Source organism: Marinobacter sp. M1C (genome assembly GCF_023314135.1).
Taxonomy (GTDB): Bacteria; Pseudomonadota; Gammaproteobacteria; order Pseudomonadales; family Oleiphilaceae; genus Marinobacter.
This window is the reverse complement of sequence record NZ_CP092289.1, coordinates 3,418,908-3,445,020: the sequence shown is the minus strand read 5'-3', so window position 1 is coordinate 3,445,020 and position 26,113 is coordinate 3,418,908. Positions and strand designations below refer to the sequence as shown.

Annotated in this window: 24 protein-coding genes; 8 read left to right on the top strand and 16 right to left on the bottom strand. The window is 54.9% G+C overall.

What is annotated here, in order from left to right:
* Positions 1–18: 18 nt before the first annotated feature.
* The 6 genes from pilV (at position 19) to MIH19_RS16135 (ending at position 5,230) form a co-directional block, all read left to right on the top strand.
* Positions 19–576 (top strand): type IV pilus modification protein PilV, encoded by a 558-nt coding sequence (gene pilV / locus MIH19_RS16160; protein WP_249005845.1) that lies wholly within the window; start codon positions 19–21, stop codon positions 574–576.
* Positions 573–1,670, top strand: coding sequence for a PilW family protein (locus MIH19_RS16155; protein WP_249005844.1), 1,098 nt, complete (start codon positions 573–575; stop codon positions 1,668–1,670). Before pilV ends, MIH19_RS16155 begins: the two co-directional genes overlap by 4 nt.
* Before the next feature lie 2 nt (positions 1,671–1,672).
* Positions 1,673–2,434: a PilX N-terminal domain-containing pilus assembly protein gene (locus tag MIH19_RS16150; protein ID WP_249005843.1), complete on the top strand. Its 762-nt coding sequence runs from the start codon at positions 1,673–1,675 to the stop codon at positions 2,432–2,434.
* A gap of 33 nt (positions 2,435–2,467) precedes the next feature.
* A complete protein-coding gene (locus MIH19_RS16145) occupies positions 2,468–3,733 on the top strand; it encodes a type II secretory pathway protein (protein ID WP_249005842.1) in 1,266 nt (421 codons plus the stop codon).
* Between the two features lie 40 nt (positions 3,734–3,773).
* Complete coding sequence (locus tag MIH19_RS16140; protein ID WP_249005841.1) at positions 3,774–4,256, top strand: type IV pilin protein; 483 nt, start codon at positions 3,774–3,776, stop codon at positions 4,254–4,256.
* A 212-nt stretch (positions 4,257–4,468) separates the two neighbouring features.
* Positions 4,469–5,230, top strand: coding sequence for a metallophosphoesterase (locus MIH19_RS16135; RefSeq protein ID WP_249005840.1), 762 nt, complete (start codon positions 4,469–4,471; stop codon positions 5,228–5,230).
* A gap of 26 nt (positions 5,231–5,256) precedes the next feature.
* Here MIH19_RS16135 and MIH19_RS16130 read toward each other — a convergent pair whose 3' ends face one another.
* The 8 genes from MIH19_RS16130 to MIH19_RS16095 all read right to left on the bottom strand — a co-directional run bounded on the left by MIH19_RS16130 (position 5,257) and on the right by MIH19_RS16095 (position 13,647).
* Entirely contained in the window at positions 5,257–5,619 is a 363-nt protein-coding gene (locus MIH19_RS16130) for a hypothetical protein (RefSeq protein ID WP_249005839.1), read from the bottom strand.
* 63 nt (positions 5,620–5,682) lie between these two features.
* Positions 5,683–6,627, bottom strand: coding sequence for an EamA family transporter (locus tag MIH19_RS16125; RefSeq protein WP_249005838.1), 945 nt, complete (start codon positions 6,625–6,627; stop codon positions 5,683–5,685).
* Positions 6,624–7,211, bottom strand: a complete 588-nt coding sequence (locus tag MIH19_RS16120) for an FAD-binding oxidoreductase (protein ID WP_249005837.1) — start codon at positions 7,209–7,211, stop codon at positions 6,624–6,626. The genes MIH19_RS16125 and MIH19_RS16120 overlap by 4 nt, the downstream gene beginning before the upstream one ends.
* Positions 7,208–8,872: an ABC transporter ATP-binding protein gene (locus MIH19_RS16115; RefSeq protein WP_249005836.1), complete on the bottom strand. Its 1,665-nt coding sequence runs from the start codon at positions 8,870–8,872 to the stop codon at positions 7,208–7,210. The genes MIH19_RS16120 and MIH19_RS16115 overlap by 4 nt, the downstream gene beginning before the upstream one ends.
* Positions 8,869–9,705 carry an ABC transporter permease gene (locus MIH19_RS16110; RefSeq protein WP_249005835.1) on the bottom strand — a complete coding sequence of 279 codons (837 nt, stop codon included), beginning with the start codon at positions 9,703–9,705 and terminating at the stop codon, positions 8,869–8,871. The genes MIH19_RS16115 and MIH19_RS16110 overlap by 4 nt, the downstream gene beginning before the upstream one ends.
* Positions 9,702–10,679, bottom strand: coding sequence for an ABC transporter permease (locus MIH19_RS16105; RefSeq protein WP_249005834.1), 978 nt, complete (start codon positions 10,677–10,679; stop codon positions 9,702–9,704). Before MIH19_RS16105 ends, MIH19_RS16110 begins: the two co-directional genes overlap by 4 nt.
* Before the next feature lie 62 nt (positions 10,680–10,741).
* Positions 10,742–12,295, bottom strand: a complete 1,554-nt coding sequence (locus tag MIH19_RS16100) for an ABC transporter substrate-binding protein (protein ID WP_249005833.1) — start codon at positions 12,293–12,295, stop codon at positions 10,742–10,744.
* Between the two features lie 89 nt (positions 12,296–12,384).
* Positions 12,385–13,647, bottom strand: coding sequence for a Zn-dependent hydrolase (locus MIH19_RS16095; RefSeq protein WP_249005832.1), 1,263 nt, complete (start codon positions 13,645–13,647; stop codon positions 12,385–12,387).
* A gap of 122 nt (positions 13,648–13,769) precedes the next feature.
* On the opposite strand from MIH19_RS16095, the gene MIH19_RS16090 reads away from it, so the two are divergent.
* On the top strand, positions 13,770–14,708 hold the full coding sequence (locus tag MIH19_RS16090; protein ID WP_249005831.1) for a LysR family transcriptional regulator: 939 nt from the start codon (positions 13,770–13,772) through the stop codon (positions 14,706–14,708).
* 374 nt (positions 14,709–15,082) lie between these two features.
* Here the strand turns inward: MIH19_RS16090 and MIH19_RS16085 are convergent, their stop codons facing one another.
* From MIH19_RS16085 to MIH19_RS16050, 8 genes are all read right to left on the bottom strand, one after another.
* Positions 15,083–15,241 (bottom strand): hypothetical protein, encoded by a 159-nt coding sequence (locus MIH19_RS16085; RefSeq protein ID WP_249005830.1) that lies wholly within the window; start codon positions 15,239–15,241, stop codon positions 15,083–15,085.
* Positions 15,242–15,316: 75 nt separating this feature from the next.
* The gene (locus MIH19_RS16080) at positions 15,317–16,036 is read right to left on the bottom strand and encodes an ABC transporter ATP-binding protein (RefSeq protein ID WP_249005829.1); all 720 of its coding nucleotides are present in this window, start codon (positions 16,034–16,036) and stop codon (positions 15,317–15,319) included.
* Positions 16,033–16,779, bottom strand: a complete 747-nt coding sequence (locus MIH19_RS16075) for an ABC transporter ATP-binding protein (RefSeq protein WP_249005828.1) — start codon at positions 16,777–16,779, stop codon at positions 16,033–16,035. Before MIH19_RS16075 ends, MIH19_RS16080 begins: the two co-directional genes overlap by 4 nt.
* 10 nt (positions 16,780–16,789) lie before the next feature.
* The gene (locus MIH19_RS16070; protein WP_249005827.1) at positions 16,790–17,767 is read right to left on the bottom strand and encodes a branched-chain amino acid ABC transporter permease; all 978 of its coding nucleotides are present in this window, start codon (positions 17,765–17,767) and stop codon (positions 16,790–16,792) included.
* Positions 17,757–18,629: a branched-chain amino acid ABC transporter permease gene (locus MIH19_RS16065; RefSeq protein WP_249005826.1), complete on the bottom strand. Its 873-nt coding sequence runs from the start codon at positions 18,627–18,629 to the stop codon at positions 17,757–17,759. Before MIH19_RS16065 ends, MIH19_RS16070 begins: the two co-directional genes overlap by 11 nt.
* A gap of 97 nt (positions 18,630–18,726) precedes the next feature.
* Positions 18,727–19,986 (bottom strand): amino acid ABC transporter substrate-binding protein, encoded by a 1,260-nt coding sequence (locus MIH19_RS16060; RefSeq protein ID WP_249005825.1) that lies wholly within the window; start codon positions 19,984–19,986, stop codon positions 18,727–18,729.
* 212 nt (positions 19,987–20,198) lie between these two features.
* The gene (locus MIH19_RS16055) at positions 20,199–22,370 is read right to left on the bottom strand and encodes an EAL domain-containing protein (protein WP_249005824.1); all 2,172 of its coding nucleotides are present in this window, start codon (positions 22,368–22,370) and stop codon (positions 20,199–20,201) included.
* A gap of 17 nt (positions 22,371–22,387) precedes the next feature.
* Entirely contained in the window at positions 22,388–24,394 is a 2,007-nt protein-coding gene (locus MIH19_RS16050; protein WP_249005823.1) for an HDOD domain-containing protein, read from the bottom strand.
* Between the two features lie 322 nt (positions 24,395–24,716).
* On the opposite strand from MIH19_RS16050, the gene MIH19_RS16045 reads away from it, so the two are divergent.
* On the top strand, positions 24,717–26,036 hold the full coding sequence (locus tag MIH19_RS16045) for an AAA family ATPase (RefSeq protein WP_249005822.1): 1,320 nt from the start codon (positions 24,717–24,719) through the stop codon (positions 26,034–26,036).
* The last annotated feature ends 77 nt before the right edge of the window (positions 26,037–26,113 follow it).

Genomic DNA, 26,113 nt, shown 5'->3' with positions numbered 1-26,113 from the left:
AAGAAGAAGAGACCAGCTATGAATCGTCATCCTCAAAGCGGCGCCTTTTTGATCGAGGTCATGGTCGCTACGCTGCTTTTATCGCTTGGGGTACTGCCTCTTGTTGCGATGATGACTTTTTCCGTACAGATGCCAAAATTAGCGGGCTACCGTGCAACCGCCGTTAACCTGGCATCTAACTATGTCGAACGCATGCGGGCCAATCCTGCCAATCCGGCCAATCCTGACCGCCTCTTCCCCTACAGCGAGAAACCCAGTAGTTACGACGGTACACAATCGGACATATCTGCGCCGCCGCTCTCGCTCTGCGACTACCCCACATGCGATACATACACCATGGTCATTCGGGACGTCTATGAGATGCAAGTCGCAGCACGTCGCGAACTGCCTGCTGGCGGTATTGTCGTATCGTGCGACCTCGGCGGTTGCAGCAACGGCATCGGCAACCTGTGGATTATGTGGCAGGAGCCCGACACGTTTGCCGCACTCAATCCATCATCCTCCGACAATTGCCCCACTGGAGTAGCGAGCACTGCCCCCAACCCGCGTTGTCTGTACGTGAGATTTAAGCTATGACACGCCACTTCCGCTCACCGGAATCGCGCTACCTTCAGGGTTTCTCGTTGATCGAACTGATGATTTCCCTCGCTCTTGGATTGATCATTTTAGTTGCGGTTTTGTCCGCGTACACGGGCGCAGCATCGGCCGCAAAAATGGCCGAAGCCCAGGGGCGCATGTACGAAGATGGCCAGGCAGCACTGACGATTCTGACCCAGCAGTTACGAATGGCGGGCAACAACCCCGACCAGACTAATCGGCTCGACACCAGTGTAAAAGACCCTATCTACACGAAGCCGATAGCTTCTGGTCTGACATATGGTGGTGATATATTGCCTGTGTTTGTCGACTCATCAATTACACCAGCGTTCGAGCTCTCCGATTACAACATTCGTGGCTGCGACGGAGCGTTCAGCAACATTAATGCGGCAACCAGTCTCGATGGCCTCGTCTGCGCCGTACCTGATCCCGTTATCGCTGTACCAGACTCCATTGCGCTTAGTTACGAAGCAGATGACTTCAATACTGTGCCCACCACCGCCACCCCACCGCTCCCGACCGACTGCCTTGGGTATGCGTTGGATAAGATTAAGGCCGTAATCCCCGGAATTCCAGCTGGCTACGGTTCAGACGTTTTCTCTGCCGAGCTTAAAGATGTGTTCTATTTCGTGGCAGACAATCGGTTTTATATTGACTCATCCTCCGCTACTGCCGCACCCAGCCTGTATTGCCAAGGTAATGGTATCGACAGCACAGCCCAACCCTTAGTCGAGAACATTGAGGACATGCAGATCACCTATGGGGTAGAGATCCCCGACGGCCAAACGCGAACTGTGGCCGGCTATTTGCGCGCCGATGAACTCCTCGCGACTCCCGACCCCGACGTCTTGGCGGCTTTTACCTCTCAGGAACGCTGGAGAAAAGTCGTCACGGTTCGCATTTGCCTACTGGTGCGCAGCGAGAATGCCGTGGTGTCAGACCTGGCCTCAGCGCGTTACTTCAACTGTGCCGGCACTCTGGAAACCGCCCCCCCAGATGACCTTCGGCTACGGCGCACTTACTCCACCACAGTCATGTTGCGAAATTGGCTAGAAATTGCGGGCCCCACCTAATCATGAAAATATCCGTCCAATCTGCACCCAGCCCAACGCCGAGAAAAATCTCGCCGCACTTTCGATTGGCGCAATCCCAGCATGGCGTAGTACTGATCATTGCGCTGATTGTATTAGTCGTAATCTCGCTGCTTGCCGTAACCAGTATCCGCAATGCCAGCTCCACAGTCAGTGTGTCCGGCAATGTACGCACCACTGAACTGGCTACCCAAGCCGCGGAGATTGCTTTACAGCATTGCGAGCGTTCTGTTTTGCAGATATTAACCGTTGCCGCTGGTGGCACCGATGACTATGTAACCACATTTAGTGACGATAATATTTTATCTGAGGCTACACCGCCGAATTGGCAAAAGCCGACAATGTGGGACGACACCTCATCTAATAAGGTTTACCCGCTTCCTCTGATCATGGTCAACCAAACTGGCATGGTCACCACCTACAAGCGAGCACCCGAGTGCATGGTCGAGCGTATGATTGTAGCGACGACTGTAGCGAAGACTGTACCGGCTGTACCGGCTGTACCGGCTGTACCGGCTGGACCGGGGGGTGAGCCATCGGCTGTGCCGGCTGTACCAGCTGTGCCAGCTGTACCAGCAAAGTATGATATAGACCCGGATTCTGATGTAGATCCGGATTCCTCATTTCGGATCACCGCCCGCGGATTTGGTCCTGAAGTGGAGAAGGGTGCCGGCCGTCCTGTTGGCAGTGAAGTCTGGCTGCAATCTCAGATTAAAATACGTTTTTATGAAGTTGATGATGATTAAATTCACATATTAAAACACAGGATAAAATCATCCATGATTAAGCTTTCGTGCACTGTTTTATCCACCGTCAGAAGGTCCAATAACCGGGGACCGTGGTCACAGCAGTATATGGCACTATTTTGTTACAGCCCGTCATTCGGTTTCGACGCACGTCAATGGATATTGCGGCTGGTCCCACTATTATTGTTACTGGTTTGGCTACCGGCTCAAGCGGAAGATTACAACTTCACTAACAATATCCCAACAGACTATATTCCAGCAGCCTGCACAGGGCCTGTGAGTGATGTTTACACCTGCACTCCACTAACGCTTGCCGCCTCAGACACGATCACCATCACAGGTCCAATCGCGATCACTGTCATCGGTGACTTCACAACCGTCAGCCCCACACAAATCAATGCAGCAGGAGACCCCTCCGACCTGACGATTACGGTTACCGGGATTACCGATTTAGGCGCCAACACAATTTTTAAAGGAAGAATTATTGGCAACAACGCCATAACTGGCACCATCACCATCGGTGCTAACAGCCAAGTTGAAGGTGACCTGACCACAACCGAAGCAGGCGTCATCAACATCGGTGCTGACAGCACCATAATCGGCAAACTCACCACCAAATCTGGTGCTATCAACGTCGGCGATAGAATCACGGTCACAGGTTCGATCAGCTCTAGCCTGGCGGGTGTTATAAACATCGGCGATGACAGCACCATAATCGGTGATCTCAACACCAAATTTGGTGCCATCAACGTCGGCGATATAAGCACGATCACAGGTTCGATCCTCTCTAGTGGGGAGGGTGCCATCACAATAGGAGTTGACGCAAAAGTTACGGGCGATGTCGCTACCACCTCCATCGGCAGCGGGACTGGTGCCGGCGCTATTACCATCAAAAGCGGTGCCGAAGTCAATGGCTCGGTAACCACTAACACCGGTGCAATTACAGTTGAGGAAGACGCAAAAGTTGACGGCAACGTCAGCACCAACGCTGGAGCCATTACCGTTGGGACTGGCGCAAATATTGGCCGTAGTGTCTGCTCCGGCAACTCCGGCGCTATCACCATCGGGGCTAGCGCAAACGTTGGCGGCAATGTTGAAACCGCCACAGCAGGCGCTATCACTGTTGGCGCTTTGGCTAACGTCACGGGTAGAGCCAAAGTCCATAACGCTGGCGCTCTAACAATCGGGGCTGGTGCAACAGTCGGCGAGAGAATTGGCACAAGTTGCGAAATTGGCCCCCCCCCCATTTCACTACCACAAATAATATCGCGCCAGTGGCGTCAAATTTTTATGCGTTAGCAGGGAAAATGCCCCCCACATTCAATCAGGAGTATGTTTTATGCGATTTAATTTCCACTCGCTCAAACCCTCACCGTGGCGGTTTAGTTCCGGGTTTACCTTGATCGAGCTCATGATCGCGGTGGTAATTGTCGCAATTTTAGCCAGCATAGCGCTGCCGTCTTATACCCAGTATATAGCGCGCGCAAAGCGGGCGGACGCCCGAACCCAGTTGTTGCAGGTTGCCCAGTTCATGCAGCGTTTTTATGCTGCCAATGACAGTTTTAGAGAAGATCGCGCCAGCCCCAGCAACGCTGTGTTCGATCAAATCCCAGACAACCTGAAGCAGTCGCCTGCAGACGGCGACGCAATCTATAAGCTTTCAGTTCCAAAGGCGAATGCTGTCAGTTATGAGCTCAAAATGACTCCCGTTACCGGCGGATCGATGGCTGCGGATGACTGTGGAAGCTTTACCCTGAACTCAATCGGCGTGCGCGGCGTTTCAGTCGGCGACGCAGCCCTGCGCAACACTTGCTGGAAATAAGCAACGCGGTTTCAAATTCCAAGCGCTGGGGGTTGAGATTGTCGCTCCCTTTCCCTGTAATCGTCTCATTCTGCCTTATTCTCGCGTAATCCGAATTATTCGGGAGGCAAAACGCAAGATCTGACCCCGAGGATTATAGCCCCAGACGCGTCAAACCGAGTAGGCTAACTCCTGAGAAAAAATCCACTCAGGTTTTCCAGGGAGATAAGATTGTGCGCTTGCGAATACTGTCGGATTTGCACATTGAATGTTTTCAGGCAGGTCGCGACCTGCCTGATGTGGCCGCAGATGTGGTTATCCTTGCTGGTGACATTCATCGTATAACGGAAGGCCTCGTATGGGCGGCGGAACGATTTACCGGGCAGAACATCATCTACGTTCCGGGCAATCACGAGTTTTATGGAACAAGCATGCCCGACGTGCGCAGAGCATTGCGGGCCGACGCCAAGCGCCTGGGAATTCACCTGCTTGATAATGACACGGTGAACATTGACGGCGTGCGCTTTCATGGCAGCACACTATGGACAGATTTTGGTCTGTATACCGGCCAACCTGACTATGATCCGTTGCAGACTGAACAACGTGCGCTCGCGTTTATGCCTGATTTCCGCATTATCGAGCAACCGGTGGGCGAGGTGTTCTCCATTGTAGAAAGTCAGAGGTTGCATGCAGAAGCCATGGCCTGGCTTAAGGCGGCGTTAAGCGAACCTTGCCCGGGCCCGCGAGTGGTGATTAGCCACCATGCGCCATTACCGGAGTGTATTCCGCCAAAATATCAGGGTGACTCGTTGTCGCCGGCTTTTGCTTCGGATTTGCGGGCACTGATGGGGAAAATGAATCTGTGGGTTCACGGCCACGTTCACGAGCCGGTGGATCTGCAGGTTGATGGCACCCGAGTATTTGCCAACCCGGGTGCCTATCCGAAAGAATATGAGCCACCACTGTTTGTTGCAGACAGAACTATTGAAGTCTGAGCCGCGCCGGCAATGGCTTTATAACGTCAGTGGGCTGTAGGCAATTCGGTTGTTGGCCCAAATACTTCGTAGTGCAACTGGTCGTCGGTGAATCCTATGCTGTTAAGTATGCCCTTGAGGGACGCCATAAAGGGCATAGGGCCACAGAAGTAAACGTGAGCCGTTTTGTCGGTCAGCCATGTATTGAGAATATCAGCGGATAAGTACCCAACCCAGTCCGCACCTTCGCCAAACTCAAATGCGCGCTTGAGATTCAGCCCGGCTGTCTTTTCCAGCTCTGTTAGCTCTTCGTGGAAGATTTGGTGCTCGGCACTGCGGCAGCATTCAACAAACTGGACGTTTTCAGCCGGAATACCGAACGCCAGTGCTTCTTTCAACATGCTGTACATTGGCGAACAGCCTTTTAAGGTCACTATTTTAAAGATATATCGCATGGGCAGGTTAATTGGGGGTTAGGGGGTGCCAGTGGCAGGGCCCGCACGCTTGAACATGACGATAGCCACCGCAGCCAGCGTCAGCAGCAGGGCGATAAACACCTTGGGGCTGAGCGGTTCTCCCAGCAGCACGATCGCGCTGGATACCCCCACGGTGGGAATGATCAAGGTCGAAATGGTTGCCTGGGCAATGGTCAGACGGTTAACGTTCATGAACCACAGCATCTGCGCCAGGGTGATCGAAAACAGCAGATGGTAGCCTAGCGCCAGCCAGGTGGACGTCTGCCAGGTGGCGGGTTTGGGCATGGGCTCTAGGGCGACCATCATGATAATCATGGGGATGGCACACAACAAAAATTGCCAGCCGGTAATCACCACCGCATGGCTTTCCCAGCCGCCGCGCCGCTTGATCAATACCGTGCCTAGCGCCCATGACAGGGCGGCACCGAGCATGATCAGGGGGCCAACCAACCCCTGGCTGCCACCTTGCAAGGCCGAAGGCCCCAACAGCACCAAAAGCCCAGCCTGCCCGCAGGCAAGCCCCAGCCACTGGCGTTTGGTGATGCGCTGACCAAGCAGCCACCAGCCCAGCAACAAGGCCCAACAGGGCATGCTGAAGGCGATAATAGCAGCTTGCGAGGTCGGCATGTGCAGCTGGCCGAAAGCCGTCGCCAAGTTGAACCCTAGAATGGTGAACAGCCCCGTTACCGCCAGCCACGGCCATTCTTTTGACGACACCCTCAACGGTAAACGTCGCCAGTACGCCCAGCTGAGCAGCAGCACCGCGCCAGTGGTGAAGCCAATGGAACGCAGTGTGAACGGGGGAATGTCGGCCAGAATAAAACGTACCGCTGGCCAGTTGCCGCCCCAGAACAACCCGATGGTCGCAATCAGCGCGATAGTGGATAACTGCCCGCTATCGCGTCGTTGCGCGAACTGGCGTCGAACGCCGGAAAAGTTCAAGGCACCTCATCCGGCAGTATCTTATGGCGACCGCTTTCTTCGGTAAGCAGCGCATAGTGGTTGTGCCACATGACTTCAAACGCCGCGAGCTGCTCGCCCAGTACCTGCTCACGCATCATGCCGTAACGAATTACCCGCACGCCCCCGGCATTAGTCGCGATATTGCCGCCCACCGTGCAGGAACCACGCGCACCTAAATCGAGGGCGAATTGCATGCCCGCCTCGGCGGCAGCCTCCTGCACCCGCTGAAGGGGCGTGCCCGCCTGCACGGTCAAGGTGCCGCTGATCGGATCAATGGCGTCGATCTGGTTCATCCGCTCCAGCGAAATTGCCAGTTCGTCAGAGCTGGCCACGCTGCCGCCGACCAGGCCCGTCAGCCCGCCGTGGGGAACGACTGGCTGGCGAGTCCGATGGCATGCGGCCATCACCTGAGAAAGCTGTTCGGCATCTGCCGGGCGCACAATGGCGCGTGCCCGGCAGGGCGTTCCGTGCATCCAGTCATCGCGACGGGCGCTGACATCATCACCCTCCAGCAGATGCGACGGGCCGACGATGGCGATGATTTCGGCTAATAGTGCATTCATTCAGAGCCTCGTTGTTGTGCTGCGGTTTCAGTGGCCTCCGGTCGGCCGGGAATTGCCTCTAGCAACTGGCGGGTATACGCCTGCTGTGGCGCCAGGAAGACGTCACGGGCAGGGCCCTGTTCCACAACACGGCCATGCTGCATGACGATAATGTGATCGCAGATCTGGGCAGCCACCCGCAAATCATGGGTGATGAACAGAAGCGATAACGAGAGTTTCTGCTTGAGGTCTTCCAACAGCTTCAGAATCTGGGCCTGAATCGACACATCCAGTGCCGAGACAGCTTCATCGGCAACAATCAGTTCCGGCTCCAGCGCCAGTGCGCGGGCGATGCCGATCCGCTGGCGTTGCCCACCGGAAAACTCATGCGGAAAGCGGTTAGCGGTGTTGGCCAGGCCCACCAGTTCGAGCAGGTCGTCGGCCTGTATCAGGGCTTTCTTCTTGGGCACGCCATTGGCAATCGGGCCTTGAGCAATGGCCATGCCCACCCTTGTACGCGGGTTGAGGGATGCGTAGGGGTCCTGAAAAATCATCTGCACGCGTTTGCGTTCGCGGCGCAGCGACTCCCCGTTGAGCTGCATGAAATCGATGCCGGACAGGCTCATGGTGCCGCTATCCGGGGTCTCCAGACGCACAATGCAGCGCCCCAAGGTGGATTTTCCCGAGCCGGATTCGCCAACAATGCCGATGGTTTCGCCCTTGGCCAGCGAAAACGACACGTTGTCGAGGGCATGCACTTCACGGGCGGGCTTGAACAGGCCGCCACTGGAGCGGAAGACCTTGTTGAGACCTTTGACATCCAGCAACAGTGTGTCGGTTTCTGCCCCGCGGGCGTCCGGCACGATATCGCTGGGGATCGCCTCGATCAAGGCACGGGTGTATTCATGTTGCGGGTTGGCCAGTACCTCCTTGGCCTCGCCGAGCTCAATAATCTGGCCATGGCGCATCACACAAACCCGAGTGGCAATTTCAGCCACCACCCCGAAGTCATGGGTGATAAACATCACTGCCATTCCGTGTCTTTTTTGCAGATCAATAATCAGGTCCAGAATCTGGGCCTGAGTGGTAACATCCAATGCCGTGGTTGGCTCGTCGGCAATCAATAGCTCTGGCTCTAATGCCAGGGCCATGGCAATCATGACCCGCTGGCGCTGACCGCCGGAAAGCTGAAAAGGGTAAGCGCGAATGGCTTTTTCCGGGTCGGGAAGACCCACTTCCTTTAATAGCTCCAGCGCTTTGGCGCCACGTTCGGCTCTGTTCAGCTGGCTGTGGGCTTCGAAGACCTCGTTGATCTGCGCACCGACTCGCATCAAGGGGTTCAAGGCGGTCATCGGCTCCTGGAAAATCATGCCAATGCGCAGGCCACGCAGTTCGCGATGCTGCTTTTCGGTGATGCTCAACAGGTCTTGCCCGGCAAACATTGCCTTGCCGCCCACCGGTCGAACGCCCTTGGGCAAAAGACCCATGACGGCGTTGGCGGCCATGGACTTGCCGGAACCGGATTCGCCCACTACGCATAGAATTTCGCCGCGCAGTACATCGTAGCTGAGGTTTTCCACAGCATAGGCGCGGTCCGCCCCCGTGGGCAGCGCAATGGTCAGATCCTGCAGGCTCAGCAAGGGAGTATCGGTTGTTGAAGCTATATGGTTTCCCTTATTCATGAGCGTTCTCGGCTAAGTTTCGGATTAAGCGCATCGTCGAGGCCTTCTCCGACCAGGTTCAAGGCCAGTACGGTGAGTAGAATGGCCAGCCCAGGGAAGAAACTTAGCCACCAGGCCTGGCGAATAACCGTGCGAGCGGCGCCAATCATATAGCCCCATGACATGACGTTCGGGTCACCCAGCCCCAGAAAGGAAAGAGAGGACTCCAGCAGGATAGCGGTAGCCACCATCAAGGACGCCAGGACAATAATCGGCGACATGGCGTTAGGCAGGATCTGGCGCAGGATGATAGTCGTGTTGCCCTGGCCGACCAGACGCGCCGCTTCGACATACTCACGGTTGCGCAACGACATGAACTCCGCACGCACCAAACGGGCCACCGGTGGCCAGCTGACCAGCGCAATGGCCAGTACAATCGAGGTCACGCTGGGCTGCATGATGGCGACCAGGACAATAGCCAGAGCAAAGCTGGGAATGGTCTGGAAGAACTCGGTGAACCGCATCAGCGCATCATCGAGCAGACCACCGTAGTAACCCGCAATGGCTCCCAGCGGCAAGCCAATCAGCAGCGCCACAGTGGTGGATACCAAGCCAATCAGCAGCGACACCCAGGCACCGTGCATCAGCCCAGCGGCGACGTTGCGGCCCATGGTGTCGGTGCCCATCGGGAAACCATCAACTTCAAAGGGTGTCAGGAAGGGGCGCTGCAACATCCGCCACGGCGACTCGGGGAAAAACAAAGGGGCGGTGATCGCCATCAGAATAATGATGGTCAGTATGATCAACCCGACCAGGGCTCCACGGTTCTGGGCGAAGCGGGCAAAGAAATTCATGATGACTCCTTGATACGCGGGTCAACCAGGCCATAAACAAGGTCGGTAATGATGTTGAACACAATGACTAGTGCAGCAGAGAAGAAAAAGATTCCTAGCAGCAGGTTGTAGTCACGTTGCATCAGTGCCTCGAACATCAGGCGGCCGATACCCGGCCAGGCGAAAACCGTTTCAGTGAGAATTGCGCCCCCTACCATCTGGCCAGCCTGCAAGCCTGCCAAGGTGATAATTGGAAGCAGGGCATTGCGCAGAATATGCCGCCGCTGAATGACCCCGGGTGCCAGCCCTTTGGCCCTTGCTGTCTTGACGTAATCCTGCTGACTAGCCTCCAGCATGGAGGTGCGCGTCATACGGGTATAAACGGCCATGGAAAACAGCGCGAGGGTGGTGGCGGGAAGAATCAGGTGCTGACCGATATCCAGCGCCAGGGCAAAGCCGGTGAGATCGGCGCCCACGGTGTAGTAACCGTAAGCGGGCAGCCATTCAAGTTGCACCGAAAACAGCATCACAGCCATCAGCGCCACCCAAAACAGCGGCGTGGCGTAAAATACCAGCGCGAGTGCCATGATCAGCGAACCGCTAAGTTTTTTAGCCCGTGCCGCCGCCATAGATCCTGCCAGAATGCCCAGGCCCAGTGACATGACGAAGGCCGTGCCGGTCAGCAGCAAGGTTGCGGGCAAACGGTCCATAATCAGGTCAAACACCGGCGTCTGCTGACGGTAGGAATAACCGAAATCCAGTGTGGCGATGCCTGATACGTAATTCCACAGCTGGACGTAAAGCGGCTGATCAAGCCCAAACTGCTCGCGCAGCTGATTCAGGAATTCCGCGTCGGTGGCACCCGCTTCACCGGCCATTACAACCGCTGGATCACCGGGGGCCATATGAATCAGGAAAAAATTGAAGATAACGATCAGAAACAGAACAATGACGGCTTTCAAAAGCCGCATGATGATCAACCTAGCATAGAGCATGCTATTACTCCCGTGGCGACGTGATGCGAGAGTTGGGCGGCGAAACGCCGCCCAACGTCGTGTTACCGGTCAAACCAGGCGTTTTTAAAGCCGTCGTTAAGGCCAATGCCTGTGGTGACAAGGTTTTTAACATCACAGCGGTAGATGGTCGGGAAACCCAGTTCAAGCAACCAGCCGACCGGGACCTCGTCGTGAAGAATCTCCTGAACCTCGTGGTAGTACTCTTTACGTTTTTCGTCCGGGTAGGCGGTCGCCGCCAGGTCGAACAGCTCGTCTACGCGCTCGTTCTTATAACCTTCGACGTTGTTCCATTGAGAGCCTTTCGCGATATTGCTGGAAATATAGGTCCGTGAGATACCCAGGGCCGGGTCGCCGTATTGAAAGAGGTAGGTAAAGGCGAGATCGTAGTCCCACTCGGCCAGGCGCTGGTTCCAGCCACCGACATCAGTGGACTGTGTGGTGACGTTGATGCCCACTTCCTGCAGATTCTGCTGAACCGCTTCGGCCCAGCGTACCCAGGTTTCGCCGTAGGGAATCGGCAACAAGCGTATTTCTTCACCCTTGTAGCCCATTTCATCCAACAGTTCACGGGCGCGTTCCGGGTCGTGTTCATAAGGTGGCAGGCTGTCATTCTGGAAGCTGGCATTCGAGCCAAAGGAGGAAAGCGGTACCTTGCCCAAACCGTTCCACAGCACATCGCGGACAAATTCGCGGTCAAGGGCGTACATGACTGCCTGACGAAAGCGTTTATCCGCCGTCGGGCCTTCGCGGTTGTTCATCCACAGCATGGCGAAGGGGCTGAAGTACTCCTGACCCTGTTCGGTACGACAGGTGTTATCGAGTTCGCTCAGACGCGGGATATCAAAGTTTTCGACCGAGTTGGCCGGTAGCACGTCGATCGTACCGTTTTCGTAAGCCACCGCACGCGACGAAGCATCCGGAATAACGTGCCAGTTGATGCCGTCCAGGTAGGGCAGCCCTTCCTCGTAATAGTCTTCGTTTTTCACCAGCTTAATGACGCGGCCACGGTCCCAGCTTTCGAACTTGAACGGGCCGGTGCCAATCGGATGATTGTTGGCCTCGTTGGTTCGGAAGTCGGTATTTTCATAGATATGCTTGGGCATCATCGGCATGGTGCCCGCTTCAAAGGCCAGCATAAAAGGGCCAAAGGCGTTTTTGAGCGTGAATACCACGGTGTGATCGTCAGGAGCTTCGATGCTCTTGACGTGGGAAAGAATCGTCCGGGTGCGAGGGTTCATTTCACGCAGGTAAACATCGGTGGAGAACACCACATCTGCGGAAGTGAAAGGCTCGCCATCGTGCCAGGTGGCGTTTTCATGCAGGTAGAATGTGTAGGTCAGGCCATCTTCGCTGACTGTCCAGTCACGGGCCAGCTGCGGCATGGGTTTGAGGTCGGTATCGTAACGCAGCAGGCTTTCATAGATGTTGCCGGAGATCATCTGGGTCGGTGCGTTCTGGTGAACCCCGGCAATAATGCCGGGCGGTTCAGGCTGTATCACCGTGTTGATAACGCCGCCTGAGCGGGGTTCTTCCGCCCAGGCGAAAGTGGCCGCCAGAGATGCAATAGTAATGACAAGGGTTAAGGTTTTTTTCATTGTTTTCCCCGTACTTATGGTTGGTTGATGGGAAGTATGGCTCCGCAGAGCCGGGTTATTAAGGCATTGAATTCGTCTAAGCTGCTTTGTTACTCGCGATTCGCCGTGCGCAATAGCGCATCGCATAACACTTGTGCACCGATAGCGCAGTGCTCGGGCTCGGCACATTCACGTTCGTTATGGCTGATGCCGTCTCGGCAAGGTATGAACAACATCGCGGTCGGCGTTACATAGCTGATATTCACCGCGTCGTGACCGGCGCCGCTCATCATGCAAAACGGCACGTGGCCCAACGCCTCCGTCGCGCTGGAAAGATCCTTCACCAGCGCCTCATCAAAGCGGGTGACCGGCATATGCCACACCACACTGATGTTGGCGCTGACGCCTTCGCGTTCCGCGGCCGCCTTTACATGGGCGCGGAGGCTGTCATCAAGCGTTTGCAGGGCGGCTTCCTTGGTATGACGCACATCGACCTGCAAGGTGACCGCCCCTGGGATCACATTGCGCGACGGCTCGGCGACCCGAAAATCGCCGATGGTCAGGCGCGAGGCGCCATCGGCATCGTCGAGTACGCTCTTGCGCATGGCTTCCACAAAGGCCGTCGCGGCCATTAATGGGTCATGGCGATACTCCATGGGCGTCGGGCCAGCGTGAGCGGAATCACCGGTAAATGTGATGTCGTACCAACGTAACCCTTGCACGCCACTGACAATGCCCACCGGCAGGTTTTTTTTCTCGAGTATCGGGCCCTGTTCAATATGCAGTTCCAGATAGGCTGCCAGTGGCAAATCGTGGCGAGTCAAAGAGCCTTGATAGCCGGATTGGTCGAGCGCTTTGCCCAAAGAGACACCATCACGGTCCTCGGCGGCGCGAAAATCCTCCAGCGACAGCCGTTCACTGTAAACACCACTGCCGCCCATTGCCGGGGCAAAGCGGCTGCCTTCCTCGTTGGTCCAGTTCACCAGCACCAGCGGCCGGAGGGTGGTAATGCCCTGGTCGTTCAGGGTGCGAAAGATTTCCAATCCGGCGAGCACGCCCAGCACACCATCAAAACGCCCGCCCAGCGGCTGTGAATCCAGATGGCTGCCAATCGCCACAGGAGAAAGATCGTTGTCACGCCCAAGGCGATAAATGAACATATTGCCCGCTTGGTCCATCTGCCATTCGCAGCCCAGCAATGCGGCCCAGTCGAGTAGCTGCTGGCGACCGGCCAGGTCCTCATCGCTCAGGGCCAGCCGACGGCTACCGCCGTTGGGAGATGGTCCGATACGCGCCATCTCCATCAGCGATGACCAAAGACGTTCGCCATCAATCTGCGGGGTAGTGGGCACATTTGTAGCGTGAGTCGTCATGCGATGTACTCCTTTACTGATCAATAAGCCTGGTGGCTGGTGATTGGCAGCTACGCCGCCTTGCTGTAATCTTTCTCAAAATTGACAGGTGACGTTTCTATCGCCCACGGGAGTTTGCTTGGATGAGGCCTCTACACGACTCGCTTGACTGGAACTTGCTGCGTACCTTTGTCAGTATCGTCCAGGAAAAAAGTATCAGTCGTGCTGGGCAGCGCCTGAACCTTTCGCAGCCGGCGGTCAGCCTAGCGTTGAAGCGGCTTGAATCGCATCTTGGGCAGAGCCTGATCGAGCGTGGCAGTCATCGCTTTCGAGTGACTGCAGCAGGCGAACTGGTCTATTGCGAAGCGCTGGAAATCTATGCCAATGTGGCGCGGCTCAGCGTCAACGTGCGCGACGCTCCTCCCGAAGTGGCCGGGCAGATCACCCTGTTTCTGGTCAGCGGTATTCAATGCAGCTTTCTTGATGACGTGCTGCAACGCTTTCATCATCAACACCCCCGCATTACCTGCGAGGTTAACGTGCTGTCGAGCCATGATGTGGTTCAGTCGATGGTGCAGAAAATGGGCACGGTGGGAGTGAGTCTGCAGCTGCATCCGGTAGAGGTCTTGAACAGCCAACTGCTGGTGAATCAGCGCTATCGGTTCTTTTGTGGTCGGGCGCATCGCTTTTTTGGCCAGCAGAACCTGTCGCTGCAGGCCCTCAGCCACGAACCGTTCGTCTCGTTCACCAGCGCTCAGCTTTCTGGCGCCCTGGCGGGCATCGCGCTGTTTCGAGCCAATGCAGGACTGGTGGGAGAGAAGGTCGTCACGTCGAGCAGTCTGACGGAAATCCAGCGTTTTGTGCGCAGCGGCTGGGGCATTGGCTGCCTGCCGGAGCACACCGTTCAGCAAGACATTGACAGTGGCCTGCTGTGGCCGTTGCCGCCCTACGAAGGCATTCCCAATATTGACCTGCACCTGATATGGCATCAGGACTCGCGCTTTTCCCAAGCGGAGCGCGTGTTCTTTGATTTTGTGCACCGAGCGATGGCAGAAGTGCCTATTGAACAACGGCTGCCGTGAAGCAACTCCTGGATAATTATTCACTCGGCTCACCTATTGTCGTTTTTATCAACGTTGCTGGTCTGCGATACTGATCAGATTCTTAATCTGAATGTTGGGTACTGACCTGGGGCGCCTGTCGTGAAAGTTGCGACAACGGCGACTTGCTGGACCAGTCATTTTTTTAATACTTGAACGTTTTTTATAAGTATCACTACGAATTGCATAAAACAATTTTTAATTTTTTATACAATGTATAAATGAAACAAATACCAAGACTATTCTGATTTTCCCTTGCAAAGCGTATTGGAAATGTGAAGCATAAAAAAAGAGCAACATTTAAAAGCGCCGGCCGGGCGATTTTAAATGTCGCCTGGACGCCATAAAAATTCAGCTCAATCAGGCACTTGATCTTGCACCTGCTTCAGGCAGTCTTCAGTCGGAGCCAGCTTCCGGCGCCAGTAAATAAATTGATGGTAAGCCAGTGACTGTCGCTTGCAGTAAGCGCTGCCGGACACGGCATGAGGCAGATTGGCGATTTCTTTGGACTGCATTATTCTTGCGTAAGCCGGATTATTCGAGAGGCAAAACGCAAGACCTGACCCCGAGGACAAGGTGTTTCGGCAAACCTAATCACTAACACCCATGTAAATCGACATAAGGTGCTCGTCGCTTCGTATATCGTCTCTGGTGCCAGAAAACTTATTTTTTCCACCCGCAAAAATATAAACACTGTCCGCCACCGGAAGCGCCTCTCGAATATTCTGTTCTATCATGATCACGCCAACACCGCGTTCACGTAAAGCCTGCACTCTGTCCATGGTCTCATTGACCAAGGCAGGCGAAAGGCCCGCTGAAGGCTCATCCAGCATCACGAAGGCTGGATTCGGCACCAGTGCCCGGGCGATTGCCACCATCATTTGCTCACCACCGGAAAGCGAACCCGCCGCAACGTTACGGCGTCGTTGCAGGTTCGGGTAGTCGGCGATCAATGTTTCGATGCGATCCTCAACGTCTCGGGTATCCTTCAGCGAATAGCCACCCATCCGCAGATTTTCCATGACTGAAAACCGGGGAAACACACCTCCACCCTGAGGCATCATCACGATGCCTTTGCGAACCACCTCATGGACAGGAAGCCCAGTAAGATCGATGTCTCCCAGCGTTATCTTTCCTGACCAGGCCGGTAACAGGCCGGCGATTGCCTTTATCACCGTGGATTTTCCACTGCCATTGGGGCCAAACACGCAGGTGATATGGCCAGGCTGGGCCGTTATGGAGATACCATGAACGATTTCCTGCTTACCGTAACCGGTGGTCAGGTCGGTGACTGTCAGCGCCTCACTCATGGCTGCCGTCCCAAGTAGGCCTGCTGAACCTCGGCGTTGCTCGCTATTTCTTCGAAGGTGCCTTCGGCCACGACCTCACCCATATTCATAACAATGAGTCGGTCACATATCTCACTCACCATTTCCATATCGTGCTCGATAATCAGGAAGGTTATGCCCGTTTCGCGAAGACGCCGTATGGCTTCCAGAATAATGCGACGGATATTTGGATGAACACCCGCGGTGACCTCATCAAGCAAAATCACTTTCGGGTCGCGCATGCATACCCGGCCAAACTCTAGAAGCTTCTGCTGCCCGCCAGACAGCTCCGAGGCCAGATTATTGATAACCGGCGTGATTTGAAGCATCTCCGCTACTTCCTTTGCCCTGCCTGGCGCGCCTTTCCAGTCACCCTCGACAGCCGCGGCCAACAAGTTTTCACGCACGCTCATGTTGTCGAACAGAGAGGGAATTTGAAATGTCCGCCCTATGCCCGAGCGAGCGATACGCCAGGTAGGCTGACCCGTAACATCAACACCATCAAGCCAAATGCGCCCTTCATCCGCTGGCTGCCCGCCTGCCGCCAAGCTGAACAATGTGGACTTGCCGCTACCATTGGGCCCGATTACACCAACAACCTCACCCGGTGCTGCCACCAGACTGACGCCATTGACCGCGGTAACGCCGCCGAAACGTTTGACGACTGACTCCAGGACCAGAGGTGATTTATCCGTGGCGGATGTCTTAATTGCAGGGGACGACATAATTCCACTCCTAGAACTTGCGAAGAATACGCGAAATCAGTTCACGCCCACGCCGACGCCCAACAATGAGACTAATCAATCCATTGGGCAGGAAGAGCACCACCATCGCAATGATCAACCCGAGGATAGGAAGGTACACCACAGTATCTCCGAAAGTAGACCAGATATAGCGGTTGGTCATCCACAGCACAACCGCGCCCAAAGCAGGCCCCCAAATGGTGCCCAGCCCACCCAACAAAACCATGACCACCATTTGGTCCGTAATGTCTGGCCCCAACACTGACTGTGGATCAATATAGGTCGTCCAATAGGCGAACACACTGCCAAACAGCGCGGTGATCGCGGCCGAGAGGGCGAACGCCTGCACCTTCACCAGGTTGGTACGGATACCCATAGCCTCAGCCGCAGGCTCATGGTCACGCAATGCCTTGAGACGGAATCCGAAGCGGGTGTACTCAATCAGATACCAGACACCGAGAAAGCTGGCGGCAGCTGCCGCCAGCATCGTGTAGTAAAAGAAAAATTCGTTCAGATAGGCCGGTAACGAAAGGCCGCTAGTACCACCGGTTATATCCAGTACGGTGGCCAGCTGAATCAACATCTCCGCAAAGGCCCAGGTCGCGATGGCAAAGTAGGCACCACGCAAGCGCATCGTGGGGCCACCAATGATAGCGGCCACAATCATTGCAAAAACAACGCTGGGCAGTAGGGTCGCCAGAAATGGCATCCCGATGCCAGGCTGCATGAGTATTGCCGTTGTGTAAGCACCAATGCCAAAAAAGGCGGAATGGCCGAAGCTTATGTAGCCGGCGTAACCGCCGACAATATTCCAGGCGCAAGCCAAACCGGCCCACATCAACGCCCCGGTGACAATGCGCAGGCTGTATGGATCGATAAAGGCGGGAACCACCGCCAGTGCCAGCAGACCGACCGCAACGGCTGCAAATCGAATTAAATAACCACGAACTTGGCCAGGATTAGATGCCACGTCCAAGAACCCCCTTTGGCGCGACCAGTAGAACCAGAAACAGCACTCCGAATACAACCAGCAATGAATAGCGGGTGCCGATATAGGTAGACACGACAGATTCCATTAGCCCGAGGGCGAGCCCCGCAATCAGCACGCCCCCCACGGACCCAAGCCCAGCCAGCACCGCAACAAAGAAGGCGAACAAGGTATAACGCACGCCGACGGAGGGGTTTACAGAGTAAATCGTGGCGATCAGTACGCCCGCCGAGGCCGTTATTCCGGTATAGAGCCCATAAACGTAGGCCGAAACCCGCTTTACGTTGACACCCATCAACCCGGCATGGTCCCGGTTTTGAGCAACCGCCCGGACCGCCATGCCGAAACGGGTTCGGTAGAGAAGCAGGAAAACCCCGAGGCTGATGACAATAGCCATTAAAAAGGCACTCAGGCGCAACAGGGGAATGGTGACAGGCCCGAGAGTTAAAAATTCGCCGGAAAATATCGATTCGACGTTTCGGCTGTTATAGGACCACAGCCAGAGCGCGCCACCGCGCATCAACAGGAACAGGCCAAAGGTAAAGGCGAGGGCCATCAGATCCGGGCGGGCGTAACGACTGGTTCGCACGTGATAAATTAAAGGCCCTACAGCCCGGCCAATAAGGGCAAACAAAACGAACACAAAAAAAATGCTGATGAACGGATCAATACCGGCCAACGCCACTAACCAGTACGCGGCATAGCCACCCAACATCACCCACCCACCGACCGCGAAGTCGATGACATGCAACACGCCGAACGTCAGCTGGAAGCCAATGGTCAGGCAGATCAATATCCCGCCTATCAATACCCCATTAACGATGGTTTGCAGAAATAGGTCCAAGGCGCCGCTCCTGAAGGGTGTTTACTGCTTCCTTAGACGGCACTCTCCTATCGTATCCAGAGAGCGTGCCGTCTTGCACTACCACATATCGGTTCGGTCAGGTCGCACCGGACATGGGGTATAGCAGCTCTCCCTCCGATGCACCGCTTGGGGCAACGGGTACAACCTTGCCGTCCTTGATCTGAACGACAACGGGTACTGGCTTGATATTGTTGTGGAAGTGGTCCCCCTCTTTCGCAAAAGCGACAGGGCCATAGAAGGTTTCAATGTCGGTGTCTTCAATGGCTTTCGTCAACTCCACCCGGGTTTTCTGATCCCAGGGCGGTGCCTTGCCAAGCCGACGGGCCGCGTCCTGGAGCACCAGACCACTGGCGGAGCACCCTGCCTCGGTATAGTCAGGGCGGGTACCCCACCGCGCAAACGAAAGATCGGAATAGTCGCTGGCGGTGCCGAACAAATCATCACGGTAAGGCAGCCCCGCCGTCCACACGGACACTCCGAGCACGCCGTTGGCCTTTTCACCCAACTGACTAATGAAGGCTGCTGAGGTCACGCCATAATGCATGATGAGTGCTTTAGGCTTGTAATCGAGTGACACCGCCGCATTGACGAAATTTATAAAGACACTTTCATGGCCGCCAACGGCGACAATGTCAGGATTGTCAGCCTTGAGCTTGGAGATAACGGGCGTAAGGTCCGCATTGGCCGGGAACAGCTCGAAACGCTTCAGCTCCAGACCCGTTTCTTGCACGCCGTTGCGAAAGCCTTCGGCCGTTTCTTTGGAAAAGGGCTCATCGACACCAATCACTGCAGCTGATTTCGCCTGTGAACCCAGGCTCTCGGCAAGTACCTTGATCGAATCACCAGACGTAAGGTCCACAGCCGGTATCATGCCGAAGTTGAAAGCCGGCTTCGACAGCCAGACATTGGGGGACTCTGCCGAGCCTGAGATCATTGGCACCTGGTATTTCGCACTGATTGGCTGAACCGCCAGCGTTACGCCCGACGTGTAGGGCCCAAACAGCACATCAACCTTGTCCTGAATAATCAACCGCACCGCAGCGTCAGCACCCGAGGCCGGACGTGATTGCGCATCACCATAAAACAGTTTCATAGGATAGCGCTGACCCGCTATCTCTATTCCACCGAGTTTGTTGATTTCCTCCGCCCACAAGTCGTATCCCCGGCGGGTAAGATTGCCACCAAACCGGTTGTCCCCGGAAAGCGAAGTCACCACACCGCAACGAATAACTTTTTCCTCCGCTTGGGCAAAAGCAGCCGGTGCGCCTAGCACCATGGCACCGGAACCGAGCACGGTTCCCTGCAGCAATGCCCTTCGTGAAATTTTCCGAGCCATGTTGTTCTCCCTGCGACATACCGAATATGGGTTTAGCCCATTGACGGGCTGTGCAGTTTATGTACAGTTTCTGCAGCTATCATTATTTATAGTTCAATTCCGTGGATCTGTATAGCAAGAAGGAGAGGTTCAAGTGGCCTAAGGTCTCGGATGAGTGGATGCCACTGACGGGGGAGGAGACAGCTTTTTTTACCACGTTCATGGGACATTCGTCAGACGACGGCTTTTACTCGCTGATCATCCAACATCCTTGAAATGGCTTCGGGGGGCTGAGCGGGACCATAGAGGAAGCCCTGTATCTGCTGGCAGCCAAGCCCTCTCAGGTAAGCTAATTGCGTATCTGTTTCTACGCCTTCCGCGATAATGTCCAACTTCAGGCCGTGGGCCATGGCCACGATAGCGTTAACGATGCAGGCGTCGTCTTCTCCATTTCCAATTCCGCGAACAAACGACTGATCTACTTTCAACGTGTGGATAGGCAACTGATGAAGGTAGTTCAGCGAAGAATAGCCGGTACCGAAATCATCGATCGCAATGCGGACCCCATGATCGGCCAGTTGTCGGAGCTTCTGGCTGATCTGCTTAAGGTCATTCATAATGACATTTTCGGTAATTTCGATTTCCAGATGGTTGGCTGGAAACTCTTCATTTTTGAGCTGCCTGATCAGGCTTTCGACAAATTTCGGGTGCTCTACCTGAATCGGCGACATGTTTACTGCCAACCTCAGATCCCTGGTGCCATCAAGTATCCACTCTTTGACCTGCCGGCAGGCCTGGGCCAGTACCTGCTCGCTAAGCGCTACAATCAGTTTGGTTTCTTCGGCTAATGGCAGAAAATCCTTGGGGTAGAGCAATCCTCGATCCGGGTGCTGCCAGCGAACCAGCGCCTCCAGTCCCACAATGCGCCCGCTTTTGGCGCAAACTTGCGGCTGGTAGTAAACCCGCAGTTCGTTGTTCTCGAGAGCCTGTCTGAGATCCCTTTCCAGGCTAAGACGGTTGGCGGTGTCGATGTTCATGGATTCGCTGTAAAAACGGTAGCCATCCTTGCCCCTGGCCTTTACGTGATACATGGCGATATCTGCGTTCTGGATCAGCTGATCCAGCGAGGTGCCGGCCTCCGGGTAAAGGGAGATACCGATACTAACTCCGACAAATACCTCGTGTTCGCCCAATTGGAAGGGTGCTTTGAGCGCATCAATCAGTTTCTTGGCAATACGCCGGGCATCGTTACTGTTGTTAATGGCGGGCAGCAACAGTGTGAACTCGTCACCGCCAAACCGTGAGAGAGTGTCACCTTTACGGAGGCAATGCTCCAGACGCTGGGTGACCATTTGCAACAAAACGTCACCCATGGCGTGACCCAAAGTATCGTTAATCACCTTGAACCGGTCTAGGTCCAGAAACATGACTGCGAGTTTTTGTTTGCTGCGACTCGCCTGGGTGATGGCAAGGCTCAGCCGGTCGGTAAACAGTGCCCGGTTGGGCAAGCGGGTGAGCAAATCATGGTAGGCCTGGAAATTTATGAATGCTTCTGCTTCCTGGCGTTCAGTCACGTCTCTTGCGGTGCCGTAAAACCGCGCCTTGGGACCAGAGGTGCTGGCATTGAAATTGGCCCCCAGAGGCAAGGTTTCGTGATCAATCGGAAACGCAGTGATTTCAAAATACCGATTGGCCTTTTGGCTGCCCCGGGTTTTGAGTTTCACTTCGAAGGTGCGGGGGTTTTCGGGTGTTATGCTTGGATCCCGAAAGGCATGGGTGCCGCGAGCAATGTCCTGTTCGTCAAGTAGGTGCCGGAAATGCTTTCCGTTGAGCTCTTCACTGTTGTAGCCCAACAACGATTTAATCTTGCTGTTGATGAAACAGAAGCGCCCCTTGTCATCAAGCATGAAAACAATGTCTGGGGAGTTGTTGACGATGTAACGGTGCAATGCTTCGGACTTTTCAAGTCGCTGTTGCACATCGGTATGAGCTCTGACCAGCGACTGTTTGCCCAATGCAGCTTCCAGCGTGGTAAGCATTTCGTCCGGGTCAAAGGGTTTCTTGATGTAACCTTGAGCTCCTCTGCGCAGCGCACGACTGACAGAACTGAATGAATTCTCTCCGCTCACTACGATAATGCCGCATTTGGGCTGAACCTTTGCGGCATGGGCAATAACCTCAAAGCCGTCTAATTCAGGCATTCTCAGGTCGAGCATGGCGAGATCAAAGGTGCGCGTGTTCAGCTGTCTGCAGGCTTCTCTTCCACCCAGCGCCGAGGTAACAAGATAACCCTGTTGTTCCAGCAGCGAGGAGAGACTGCTCAGCAGCCTCGGGTCGTCATCGGCGACGAGTATCCTGGCCACGGTAGTGTCAGTCACTGGCGAGTGGATCGATTGCCGTGTCATCGCGCGCTGCCCATGATTTATGTCGGACCTTTGCTGGAATCGGATGCCGCAGGCAGGAGAATCCTGAAACTGGTGCCAGAGCTCCCCGTGCGATACCCAATGATGCCCTCCATGTCATCGATGAGTTGTTTGACAATGCTCAGCCCGAGTCCGCTGTGGGTCACGCCCTTACTGGATTGTACAGGCTTGAACAGGCTACTTTGAATGGCTTTCGGTAAACCCGGGCCGTTGTCTTCGATCAGCATTTCGATCCATTGCCGGCCTTGTTGCCAGACGGGCGAGGCGCTTTCAAGCCTGAGCTTCCCCCCATCCGGCATGCACTCGACCGCGTTTCGGATCAGGTTAAGAATCACCTGGCGCACCGGCGCCCGGCCAGCAGCCAGATCTGTTGATTCTTCGCTCAAAATCAGATCGCAATCAATATCGCCGTCCCCGAACAGACTATCCTGAAACAGGTTGTGCAGGGCTCTCAACTCGCGATTAAGGTTTGTCGGCTCGTCGGTGTTCGGGTTGGGCTCTTGGCTCTCACCCATCTGCACTAACAGATTGCCAGCGCGCTCAAGCTCTTCCCGGATAATATCCAGTTGTTCCCGGACCTGCTCATTTTCAAGCCGGCCTCGCAGTTGAAAAATGTACTGCCGAATGATGGTTAAGGGATTGCTGATCTCATGAATGTGACGTCGTATATTGTCTCGGGCAAGGGCCTGGTCAATATCCCCTCCTGTCACATCGTCCTGATTTTTCGCCTCTCCGCTCGCAAGCAGATGTGATAATCGCGCGCAGAACATTTCAGCCAGTTCCAGCGTTGACGCCATGTTTACGGCATCGGTGCCAATCACAAAAACGCCCTGACAGCCGTCTTCGGACAGCACCGGAACAGCCATCAGAGAGGATGTATTGAGTAGCGCCATTAATTGTTTGTCGAGCACGTTGGGCGAGCGGTCAGCCAGCAGCACAGCTTTTTGATCCCTGAAGCTTTGCGTCAGCACACTGCCTGTGGAAGTGGCAACAATCGTCATGTCGGGCGGTTCACCTTGACTGTCTGATGCCAGGATCAAAATGTCATCGTCGACTCTGAAAAACAGGCTGGGGCAACCTGTTAATAGAGTGAGGTTGATCACTGTGCTGACGAGTACCGGGCTTGAACCGTTGGCCAGGCTGAGAGCCTGGTCGGTCATGGTCTGGCGAATAACGGTATTGCGCAATGTTTGGCTTGCCTTGTGGCCGTCATAGGTATGTTCAAGGACAACACCCAACGATTCCGCGAGGGCAGCCACTTCATGATTGATGCGCAGTGATAATTCCCGGGTGAGATCTTCACTAAAACTGAAAATGGTACCTGCGGCAGCAATACCGGCCGCATCGGACTGAGCCAGCCGTGTTGACAGATTGATCAGCTTGACCAGATGGGCTGCGTCACGGATTTCCGACGCCGGAGCCTTTTGATAACGCATGGCATCTACTGCCATCTGCCCCAACCCCCAAGCCTGAGCAAGCTGCGCTGCGATCTCTGCCTGGTGAGCGAGATACTCCTGTTGAATATCATCTGGAGTCATTTTCAGAGCAATCAGTTCGCCAATGTTATGGAGCATTCCCAACATAAAGGCTTCGTCCGCCGAGGGGTAGCGGGTAAGCGTGGCGAGGGTTTTGGCGGTCAGTGCGGTGGTGAGAGAGTGGCGCCAGAAATCACGAAGTTGCTGCCACTGGTCTGCACCAAGATCGAACATCAACTGCCGGAGTGATGCAGTGAGAATCAGGGTGCGTAAACGTTCAGTGCCAAGCCGGAGCAGTGCTTGCTCAACCGAGCGAATTTCTCCCGACCGGCCGTAGACTGATGAATTAGCCATGGCCAGTACTTGCGCCGTGAGTGCCGTGTCGGCCGAGATGATATCGCTGATATGACGGTAGCTGTCTTCCTTTCGACACGCTTCCAGCGCCCTGAGTGTGACTTCGGGGAGGCTGGGTAACTCTGTGTTGGGCGATATCTGCATGGAATTACCGGTCATATATGTCTTACAATTCATCGATCATTACCATAATGTTAAGATTTTAACAATCAATTCCAGTAAACAAATGCAGGCTGTTGAAAATTTCACTAAATTCTGAATGAATTAAAGTCCGATTTGAGTCTCAGATTGTGGCAAACGAAAACCCGTTAATAGGACTTATTCCGTGTCATCTACCTGATATTGCCACGCAGAATATTGTCAAAAACACAACGAATGTACCCGAAGTGTCGTCTCGCTGGCTATATTGTCTTGCATGTTCGCGGTAGACTTAAATTCGTAGATTAGTCTGTTCTATTCCTATGACCGTGGTTTTGAAGTCAGTATCAAAGAGAGGCCGATGACGGATTCGAGGGGTATTTCAGCCCAGCCCAGGGTCATTGCCGTCACCGGCGGTAAAGGTGGTGTTGGTAAAACCTCTGTTGCCATCAATCTTGCGCTGGCCCTTACGCGCGAGGGCCACAGAGTGCTGCTGCTCGACGGAGACTTGGATCTTGCCAATGTTGCCATCATGCTGGGTCAGTATCCGAAACACACTCTGGAACACGTACTTCGCCGGGAATGCACACTTGATGAAATCATCATGGAGGCGCCTCTGGGGCTACATGTGATTCCAGGGGCATCGGGGGTGCAGCGCTGCATGGACATGGGTGTTGCGGGCAGTCTTGATTTGCTTAAGAGCCTTGCTGCACTGGAACGCCGTTACGATTATGTTCTCATTGATACTGCCGCTGGCTTGCAGCCAGTTGTTCTTCACATGATTGCCTCTGCTGCCATGGCCTGTGTCGTGGTAACTCCCGACCCTGCTTCTCTAACCGATGCATTTTCGCTAATCAAGGTGTTGCAGCGGCAAGGCTACCGGCGTACCCCGAGTGTGCTGGTTAACATGGCTCACGGTGCCAGTCAGGCACAATCGATATTCCAGCGCTTTGCAGCGGCATTGCAGCGTCACGTGAGCGTGCGGCCACATTATCTGGGCGCCATCTGGCGTGACGAGACACTGCGCCAATCAGTGATCACCCAGCGCCCGGTGGCTTTGCTGGCTCAGTCAGACCCGTCCTGCCGGCAGTTTCACTCGCTGGCGGACAGGGTGAAGATAAGGTTGGAACAACTGCCACCCAGAAAATCCGGAATTGCAGCCTATTGGTACAAGGCCGTTCGTAGATCGGAGCAGGGTAGACCGACAGCAAAGCCCGCTAACGAACCCACGCCATCAAAAGCCGACCTTGGGACCCGGGTTCGGCAGGCCGTTGTCGAATTCGATGATCTTGTCTCTGATCCGTCATTGCCGCCAATGCTTCGTAATGAAGCATTGGCGGCCTGCTTTGCGCTGATTGGGCGCACGATGGACGACGACACCGTAGAGATTATCCAGACCGGATTGGCAGCACTTGACTGGGCAGCTCTGAGCGTTCCTCAACGAACCCACTTCGCCACTCATTTGCGACATTTGGCAGGCCAGGTCGCGCCCGAGTCTTCGAGGCCGGCAGGCGTCCAGTCTGTGATTCGAGGCTCTGACCGGGAGCCTCGTTACGATCAGGTTATATTTGGTGACCAGGAGCGTCTGCTGAAAGCCCTTCGCGAACAACCCAGCAACATCTCTCTGGACCACTTTCTGCGCGGGTTGGCAGGTAAGACGGATAACCGGTTCGAGGGTTGAAATTCAGCATTTTGAGGTTACTCTTCCCCGCTCATGTTCATGTTTTTTTGCTGCATGTCTTGTGGCTGTTATTCACA

What these genes read in the sequence shown, in the direction of transcription:
- pilV (WP_249005845.1), top strand. Translation starts at nt 19, where the DNA reads ATGAATCGTCATCCTCAAAGCGGCGCCTTTTTGATCGAGGTCATGGTC.
- MIH19_RS16155 (WP_249005844.1), top strand. Translation starts at nt 573, where the DNA reads ATGACACGCCACTTCCGCTCACCGGAATCGCGCTACCTTCAGGGTTTC.
- MIH19_RS16150 (WP_249005843.1), top strand. Translation starts at nt 1,673, where the DNA reads ATGAAAATATCCGTCCAATCTGCACCCAGCCCAACGCCGAGAAAAATC.
- MIH19_RS16145 (WP_249005842.1), top strand. Translation starts at nt 2,468, where the DNA reads ATGATTAAGCTTTCGTGCACTGTTTTATCCACCGTCAGAAGGTCCAAT.
- MIH19_RS16140 (WP_249005841.1), top strand. Translation starts at nt 3,774, where the DNA reads ATGCGATTTAATTTCCACTCGCTCAAACCCTCACCGTGGCGGTTTAGT.
- MIH19_RS16130 (WP_249005839.1), bottom strand. Translation starts at nt 5,619, where the DNA reads ATGTACAGCATGTTGAAAGAAGCACTGGCGTTCGGTATTCCGGCTGAA.
- MIH19_RS16120 (WP_249005837.1), bottom strand. Translation starts at nt 7,211, where the DNA reads ATGAATGCACTATTAGCCGAAATCATCGCCATCGTCGGCCCGTCGCAT.
- MIH19_RS16115 (WP_249005836.1), bottom strand. Translation starts at nt 8,872, where the DNA reads ATGAATAAGGGAAACCATATAGCTTCAACAACCGATACTCCCTTGCTG.
- MIH19_RS16110 (WP_249005835.1), bottom strand. Translation starts at nt 9,705, where the DNA reads ATGAATTTCTTTGCCCGCTTCGCCCAGAACCGTGGAGCCCTGGTCGGG.
- MIH19_RS16105 (WP_249005834.1), bottom strand. Translation starts at nt 10,679, where the DNA reads ATGCTCTATGCTAGGTTGATCATCATGCGGCTTTTGAAAGCCGTCATT.
- MIH19_RS16100 (WP_249005833.1), bottom strand. Translation starts at nt 12,295, where the DNA reads ATGAAAAAAACCTTAACCCTTGTCATTACTATTGCATCTCTGGCGGCC.
- MIH19_RS16095 (WP_249005832.1), bottom strand. Translation starts at nt 13,647, where the DNA reads ATGACGACTCACGCTACAAATGTGCCCACTACCCCGCAGATTGATGGC.
- MIH19_RS16090 (WP_249005831.1), top strand. Translation starts at nt 13,770, where the DNA reads ATGAGGCCTCTACACGACTCGCTTGACTGGAACTTGCTGCGTACCTTT.
- MIH19_RS16085 (WP_249005830.1), bottom strand. Translation starts at nt 15,241, where the DNA reads ATGCAGTCCAAAGAAATCGCCAATCTGCCTCATGCCGTGTCCGGCAGC.
- MIH19_RS16080 (WP_249005829.1), bottom strand. Translation starts at nt 16,036, where the DNA reads ATGAGTGAGGCGCTGACAGTCACCGACCTGACCACCGGTTACGGTAAG.
- MIH19_RS16075 (WP_249005828.1), bottom strand. Translation starts at nt 16,779, where the DNA reads ATGTCGTCCCCTGCAATTAAGACATCCGCCACGGATAAATCACCTCTG.
- MIH19_RS16060 (WP_249005825.1), bottom strand. Translation starts at nt 19,986, where the DNA reads ATGGCTCGGAAAATTTCACGAAGGGCATTGCTGCAGGGAACCGTGCTC.
- MIH19_RS16055 (WP_249005824.1), bottom strand. Translation starts at nt 22,370, where the DNA reads ATGACACGGCAATCGATCCACTCGCCAGTGACTGACACTACCGTGGCC.
- MIH19_RS16050 (WP_249005823.1), bottom strand. Translation starts at nt 24,394, where the DNA reads ATGAATTGTAAGACATATATGACCGGTAATTCCATGCAGATATCGCCC.
- MIH19_RS16045 (WP_249005822.1), top strand. Translation starts at nt 24,717, where the DNA reads ATGACGGATTCGAGGGGTATTTCAGCCCAGCCCAGGGTCATTGCCGTC.